The following is a 6,746-nucleotide window of genomic DNA, read 5'->3' on the forward strand; positions in this document are numbered from 1 at the left end:
GAAAATATGACAATTTACAATATAAATTTAGGAATTGGTTGGGCCAGTAGCGGTGTAGAATATGCTCAAGCCTATCGTGCCGGTATTTTTCGAAGTTTGAATTTACCCTCTAAATTTATCTTTACAGATATGATTTTAGCGGATAACATTCAGCACTTAACAGCCAATATTGGTTTTGATGATGAGCAAGTTATCTGGCTTTATAATCACTTTACAGATATCAAGATTGCACCGACTAGCGTGACGGTTGAGGATGTTTTGTCTAAGTTTGACGGTGTTGAAAGTCGTAGAGAAAAGAATGGCAAGGTTTTGCGTGTCTTCTTTTCTGACCAAGATAAGTTTGTTACCTGTTATTTGGTTGATGAGGACAAGGACTTGGTCCAGTATGTAGAGTATGTTTTTAAAGGAAATTTGATTCGAAAGGATTACTTTTCTTATACGCGTTATTGTAGCGAATATTTTGCTCCCAAGGACAATGTTGCGGTCCTATACCAACGAACTTTTTACAATGAAGACGGGACTCCAGCCTATGATATCTTGATGAATCAAGGGAAGGAAGAAATTTATCGTTTTAAGGATAAGATTTTCTATGGGAAACCAGCTTTCATGCGTGCTTTTATGAAATCCTTGAATTTAAATAAGTCTGATTTAGTCATTCTGGATAGGGAGACAGGCATTGGACAGGTTGTTTTTGAGGAAGCACAAGCAGCTCATCTAGCGGTAGTTGTTCATGCGGAGCATTATAGTGAAAATGCTACAAATGAGGACTATATCCTTTGGAATAACTATTACGACTATCAGTTTACCAATGCAGATAAGGTTGACTTCTTTATCGTATCAACTGATAGACAAAAGGAAGTGTTGCAAGAGCAATTTGCCAAATACACCCAGCACCAACCAAAGGTTATTACCATTCCTGTAGGAAGTATTGATTCCTTGACCGAGTCAAGTCAAGGACGTAAGCCTTTTTCATTGATTACTGCTTCACGTCTTGCCAAAGAAAAACACATTGATTGGTTGGTCAAGGCAGTTATTGAAGCTCGTAAGGAAATTCCTGAACTAACCTTTGATATTTATGGTAGCGGTGGAGAGGATTCTCTGCTTAGAGATATTATTGCAAATCATCAGGCTGAGGATTATATCCAGCTCAAGGGACATGCGGAACTTTCGCAGATTTATAGCCAGTATGAGGTCTACTTGACGGCTTCAACAAGTGAAGGCTTTGGTTTGACCTTGATGGAAGCTATTGGTTCAGGCCTCCCTCTCATCGGTTTTGATGTGCCTTATGGTAATCAGACCTTTATAGAAGATGGGCAAAATGGTTATTTGATTCCAAGTTCATCTGACCATGTAGAAGACCAAATCAAGCAAGCTTACGCAGCTAAGATTTGTCAACTGTATCAAGAAAATCGTTTGGAATCTATGCGTGACCATTCTTATCAAATTGCAGAAGGCTTTTTAACCGAAGAAATTTTAGAAAAGTGGAAGAAAACAGTAGAGGAGGTGCTCCATGATTGAACTTTATGATCGTTATAGTCAGGAAAGTCGAGATTTACATGAAAGTCTCAGGGCTACTGGACTGTCTCAACTTGGAGTGGTCATCGATGCAGATGGTTTTCTGCCTGATGGTCTGGTTTCTCCTTTTACCTATTATCTAGGCTATGAAAAGGGAAAACCTCTCTATTTCAACCAAGTCCCTGTTCCAGCTTTTTGGGAAATTTCAGGCAATAATCAGTCTGCTCGTATTGAAGATATGACGCAGGAGAGGGCCGTCATTCATTATGCTGATGGAATGCAGGCTCGCTTGGTAAAACAGGTAGATTGGAAAGACCTGGAAGGTAGAGTCCGTCAGGTTGACCATTACAATCGCTTCGGAGCTTGCTTTGCTACAACAACCTTTAGCGCAGATAGTGAGCCGGTGATGACGGTTTACCAAGATGTCAATAGTCAGGAAGTTTTACTTGAAAACCATGTGACGGGTGATATATTATTGACCTTACCTGGTCAGTCCATGCGTTACTTTGCAAATAAGGTTGAATTTATCACCTTCTTTTTGCAAGATTTGGAAATCGATACCAGTCAGCTTATCTTTAATACTCTAGCGACACCTTTCTTAGTTTCCTTCCATCATCCAGATAAGTCTGGATCAGATGTTTTGGTTTGGCAAGAACCTCTCTATGATGCTATCCCAGGTAATATGCAGTTGATTTTGGAAAGTGATGATGTGCGTACTAAGAAAATCATCATTCCAAACAAGGAGACTTATGAACGCGCTTTAGAGTTGACCAATGAGAAATACCATGATCAGTTTGTGCACTTGGGTTATCATTACCAGTTCAAACGTGATAATTTCCTAAGACGAGATGCCTTAATCTTGACCAATTCAGATCAGATTGAGCAAGTAGAAGCAATTGTAGAAGCCTTGCCTGATGTTACCTTCCGTATCGCAGCGGTGACAGAAATGTCTTCTAAGCTCTTAGACATGCTTCGCTATCCTAATGTGGTCCTTTATCAGAATGCTAGTCCACAGAAGATTCAGGAGCTCTATCAATTGTCGGATATTTACTTGGATATAAACCACAGTAATGAGTTGTTGCAGGCGGTACGTCAGGCCTTTGAGCACAATCTCTTGATTCTGGGATTCAACCAAACGGTACACAATAGACTCTATATCGCTCCTGATCATCTATTTGAAAGTAGTGAAGTTTCTGCTTTGGTTGAGACCATTAAACTGGCTCTTTCAGATGTTGATCAAATGCGTCAGGCACTTGGCAAACAAGGCCAACATGCCAATTATGTTGACTTGGTGCGATATCAGGAAACCATGCAAACTGTTTTAGGAGGCTAATATGTCAGATGAGGATTTATTTTACAAAGACGTTGAAGGTCGCATGGAAGAGTTGAAACAAAAACCTATCAAGAAAGAAAAAGAAACCCGAGGGGAAAAGATTAGTAAAACTTTTTCACTTTTACTGGGCTTGATGATTCTGGTTGGTTTACTCTTTACTTTGCTAGGAATTTTGAGGTAGGCCTATGACTGATATTCTGATTGTTTTAGCTATTGTCCTCTCTCTTGCTTTGATTGTATTGGTAACCATACAACCCCGTGAAAATCAACTATTTTCCATGGATGCCACTAGTAATATTGGTAAACCAAGTTACTGGCAGAGCAACACCTTGGTAAAGGTGCTCACTTTATTGGTGAGTTTGGCCTTATTCGTTTTATTACTAACCTTTATGGTGATAACTTATAAATAAAAGAAAACTTCAGATATTCACTTTTGGTGACTGGTCTGAAGTTTTCTTTTTTACTGTCCATATTTCTGGTAAAAGTCAACTTTTACTTGGATGAAGGTTTTGGCTTCACGTAGGAGTTGAAGAAGTGTGGCACGGGTTTCAAATTCTTCTCTTGTCTCGGGCAGACTGCGATTACGGAAGACTTCCAGATAACGTTCAATTTCATCTAGCAAATCAGAAGCAGGATTGGTCTGGCTTAGTTGGCCTGCAATTTTTGAAAAGAGCTGGGCCAAAATCAGGCTCTCACTGGCAGCTAGGTGACAGGTGTTGATTTGCTGGGCCATGTTTCGCAGGATGCGACTTTGTCGCTGTCTCATCTCAAAGTAGTGAATATGGTAGTCGGTCTGGTGAAAGAGGTGGTCTGAGTGATCCAAATAGACCGGTCTGAGGGCGTCTTCCAAAAGGGTGTCCAATTCTTCAACCAGCTGTGCTCGGTTGCGTCCATCCCCTCTGGATAAATAATATTTGAAGCGTTGGAGAATATCTTTCAACTTTTCTTCCACCAGCACGTGGTAGTGCTGGATTTCCTCTTCTCGTGAAGGCATGTAGAGATTGGCAAGTAGGGCAAATCCTGTACCGATAGTAAAGAGAAGGAATTCATTGACTAGAAGATCTGGAGAAGTTGACTCTTGAACCAAGAGATGACTTACCAAAACAGTGCTTGGTGTGATGCCAATTTCCCAGCCCATCTTATAGGCTAGAGGCACGTAGAGGGCAAGATAGAGGCCAAGGCTCCAGATATGAAATCCGCTCAAGTGAAAAGACAGAACACCGATAGCTAGAGCTAGAAGCATGGAAAAGAGCCGATTGCGGGCCAGTTTTAAGGTACTTCTACGGGTATCGGATAGGCTCAAGAGGGCGATGATTCCAGCCGAAACTGCCGAGGAAAGATTAAGAAAATAAGCAAGCAGGCAGGCAAGGCAGGTAGCTAAGATGAGCTTGGTCGTACGTTGGCTAATAGACATAAGAATTTCCTAATAAGACTAGAATAAAAGCGGAAAAGACAAGACCTGAGCAGGCTTGTCTTTATAGATTATTTTTTACGGGCTGCTGCGTATTCGGCAACGGCAGTAAAGAGGACGTCTGTAGAAGAGTTGAGGGCTGTTTCACATGAGTCTTGGATGACCCCAATCACAAAACCAACTCCGACAACTTGCATAGCAATATCGTTAGAAATACCGAAAAGGCTACAAGCAACTGGGATAAGAAGGAGGGAACCTCCCGCAATACCAGAAGCACCACAGGCTGAGATAGCTGCTACTACACTGAGGACAAAGGCTGTCGCAAAGTCAACAGGGATTCCAAGAGTATTTACTGCAGCAAGGGTTAAAACGTTAATAGTAATCGCTGCCCCTGCCATGTTGATAGTAGAACCAAGTGGGATAGAAACAGAATAGGTATCTGGATCCAGACCGAGGTCGTGGCAAAGTTTCATATTGACAGGGATGTTAGCCGCAGAACTACGAGTGAAGAAGGCTGTAACACCGCTGACACGCAAACATTTCCAAACGAGGGGATAAGGGTTTCTCTTCATGAAGAGGAAGGCAATCAATGGATTGACAACCAGAGCGACAAAGAACATAGTTGTCACCAAGAGGGCAAGCAAGATTCCGTAGTTAGCTAGGCTTCCGATTCCCTTATCAGAGATGGTTTTGAAGACAAGACCAAGGATACCAAATGGAGCTAGATTGATGATCCATTCGACAATCTTAGAAGTCACATCAGCCATAGTTTTCAGCAATTCTTTACTATTTTTGCTGGCCTCTCTCATAGCAATCCCGAAAACAACTGCCCAAGATAAGATACCGATGTAGTTAGCAGTAACGAGGGCATTGACTGGATTGTCAACCAGTTTGAGCAAGAGATTGCTGAGGACCTGGCCAATTCCATCTGGTGGTGCGATTTCTGTATTGGCACTATTTAAGGTAATCTCAACAGGGACGATGAAGCTTGCTAGGACAGCAACAAGTGCCGCTGCAAAGGTTCCCACCAAGTAAAGGAGGATAACCGTTTTCATGTTGCTATCTTGACCCTTTTGATGTTGGGAAAGGGCATTGGCAACGAGGGCAAAGACTAGAATAGGTGCGATGGCTTTGAGGCCACCAACAAAGAGATCTCCAAGTAAACCAATTCCTGAAATGTTAGGAAGTGTCAGCCCTAGGGTTCCTCCAATAAGCATGCCAATCAAAATTCGTTTGATTAGACTCGCCTTATTCCAAGCATGAATGAATTTTTTCATAACAATCTCCTTTGTTGTGTAATGTTTATGATTATAGTATAAATATGAGCTAAAATCAAGAATTTTCTGTCTATTTTGGCTGTTATTTTTGAATATTTATGGAGATTCATCACTTGTAAAAGTATGGTATAATAAATGAAAGGAGTTTTCTATGAAAGAATTTATTCAAACCTACCTCAATAAGCTTGATATAACAACGATTATTGAAAATATCTTAACCAAGTTAATTTCTCTGTTATTCTTATTTTTACTCTTTTATATAGCTAAGAAATTGCTCCATACCATGGTGCAGAGAATTGTCAAACCTTCTCTAAAAATGTCTCGTCATGATGTCGGGCGTCAGAAAACCATCTCACGTCTGTTAGAAAATGTGTTTAATTATACCCTTTATTTCTTTTTGCTTTACTGCATTTTGTCGATTTTAGGTTTGCCAGTTTCTAGTTTGCTGGCAGGGGCTGGGATTGCTGGGGTGGCTATTGGAATGGGAGCCCAAGGCTTTCTATCTGATGTCATCAATGGCTTTTTCATCCTCTTTGAACGTCAACTGGATGTGGGAGATGAGGTCGTTTTGACAAATGGTCCTATTACCGTATCGGGCAAGGTTGTCAGTGTCGGCATTCGAACAACGCAACTCAGAGGAGAAGATCAGGTTCTGCACTTCGTTCCCAATCGGAATATCACCGTCGTCAGCAATTTCTCACGCACAGACTAGACCTGTTATTTTAAGTAATTTGTGGTACAATAGAAAGAGTTTAATAAAGGAGAAAAGATGGTTTTAGAAAAGCAGTTGGGCAATGGTTGTACCTGGATAGACCTTGATGTGGATAAGATTAAAAATATGGAAGATCTTTCTGACATCTATGGATTGGACAAGGAAACCATTGAGTATGCTCTGGATAGAAATGAACGAGCTCATATGGATTATAACCGTGAAACGGAGACGGTAACCTTTATTTATAATGTTCTTGATTTAGAAAAAGACAAAGAATATTATGAAGCGATTCCCATGACCTTTATCGTCGAAAGACAACGAATGATTACCATCAGCAACCATAAGAATGCTTATGTCATTGATCAGATGTCAGCTTATCTGGATAGCCATGAGTCGCTTTCTATTTACAAGTTTCTCTTTGCTGGTTTAGAGATTATCAGTAACGCTTATTATCCTGTCATTGAAGAGATGGATAAAAGTAAGGACGAAATTAGTGCC

General features: G+C 40.8%; 8 protein-coding genes. 6 read left to right on the plus strand and 2 right to left on the minus strand.

From position 1 onward, the window contains the following. The first annotated feature begins 6 nt into the window (after positions 1-6). The 4 genes from gtfA to PAN07_RS16240 are packed head-to-tail and all read left to right on the plus strand — an operon-like array spanning position 7 to position 3,258. Complete coding sequence (gene gtfA, locus PAN07_RS16225; protein ID WP_084862900.1) at positions 7-1,518, plus strand: accessory Sec system glycosyltransferase GtfA; 1,512 nt, start codon at positions 7-9, stop codon at positions 1,516-1,518. After that, the gene (gene gtfB, locus PAN07_RS16230) at positions 1,511-2,848 is read left to right on the plus strand and encodes an accessory Sec system glycosylation chaperone GtfB (protein WP_084862902.1); all 1,338 of its coding nucleotides are present in this window, start codon (positions 1,511-1,513) and stop codon (positions 2,846-2,848) included. Before gtfA ends, gtfB begins: the two co-directional genes overlap by 8 nt. Before the next feature lies 1 nt (position 2,849). After that, entirely contained in the window at positions 2,850-3,029 is a 180-nt protein-coding gene (gene asp4 / locus PAN07_RS16235; RefSeq protein ID WP_045604814.1) for an accessory secretory system protein Asp4, read from the plus strand. Positions 3,030-3,033: 4 nt separating this feature from the next. Continuing rightward, complete coding sequence (locus tag PAN07_RS16240) at positions 3,034-3,258, plus strand: accessory secretory protein Asp5 (protein WP_084862904.1); 225 nt, start codon at positions 3,034-3,036, stop codon at positions 3,256-3,258. 50 nt (positions 3,259-3,308) lie between these two features. On the opposite strand, the gene PAN07_RS16245 is transcribed toward PAN07_RS16240, so the two are convergent. Next, positions 3,309-4,262, minus strand: coding sequence for an aromatic acid exporter family protein (locus PAN07_RS16245; protein ID WP_084862906.1), 954 nt, complete (start codon positions 4,260-4,262; stop codon positions 3,309-3,311). Between the two features lie 68 nt (positions 4,263-4,330). Continuing rightward, positions 4,331-5,536 carry a serine/threonine transporter SstT gene (gene sstT / locus PAN07_RS16250; RefSeq protein ID WP_084864846.1) on the minus strand — a complete coding sequence of 402 codons (1,206 nt, stop codon included), beginning with the start codon at positions 5,534-5,536 and terminating at the stop codon, positions 4,331-4,333. A 151-nt stretch (positions 5,537-5,687) separates the two neighbouring features. Here sstT and PAN07_RS16255 point away from each other — a divergent pair, with 151 nt between their 5' ends. Both PAN07_RS16255 and PAN07_RS16260 read left to right on the plus strand, forming a co-directional pair. Next, positions 5,688-6,248, plus strand: coding sequence for a mechanosensitive ion channel domain-containing protein (locus PAN07_RS16255; protein WP_084864847.1), 561 nt, complete (start codon positions 5,688-5,690; stop codon positions 6,246-6,248). Between the two features lie 57 nt (positions 6,249-6,305). Further along, on the plus strand, positions 6,306-6,746 hold a 441-nt coding region (locus PAN07_RS16260; protein WP_276593350.1), incomplete at its 3' end, for a CorA family divalent cation transporter.

This window comes from Streptococcus sp. SM5 (assembly GCF_027497975.1).

Excerpts from the sequence above, each read along its gene's own strand:
- gtfA (WP_084862900.1), top strand. The coding sequence starts at position 7 with ATGACAATTTACAATATAAATTTAGGAATTGGTTGGGCCAGTAGCGGT.
- PAN07_RS16240 (WP_084862904.1), top strand. The coding sequence starts at position 3,034 with ATGACTGATATTCTGATTGTTTTAGCTATTGTCCTCTCTCTTGCTTTG.
- asp4 (WP_045604814.1), top strand. The coding sequence starts at position 2,850 with ATGTCAGATGAGGATTTATTTTACAAAGACGTTGAAGGTCGCATGGAA.
- gtfB (WP_084862902.1), top strand. The coding sequence starts at position 1,511 with ATGATTGAACTTTATGATCGTTATAGTCAGGAAAGTCGAGATTTACAT.
- PAN07_RS16245 (WP_084862906.1), bottom strand. The coding sequence starts at position 4,262 with ATGTCTATTAGCCAACGTACGACCAAGCTCATCTTAGCTACCTGCCTT.
- PAN07_RS16255 (WP_084864847.1), top strand. The coding sequence starts at position 5,688 with ATGAAAGAATTTATTCAAACCTACCTCAATAAGCTTGATATAACAACG.
- sstT (WP_084864846.1), bottom strand. The coding sequence starts at position 5,536 with ATGAAAAAATTCATTCATGCTTGGAATAAGGCGAGTCTAATCAAACGA.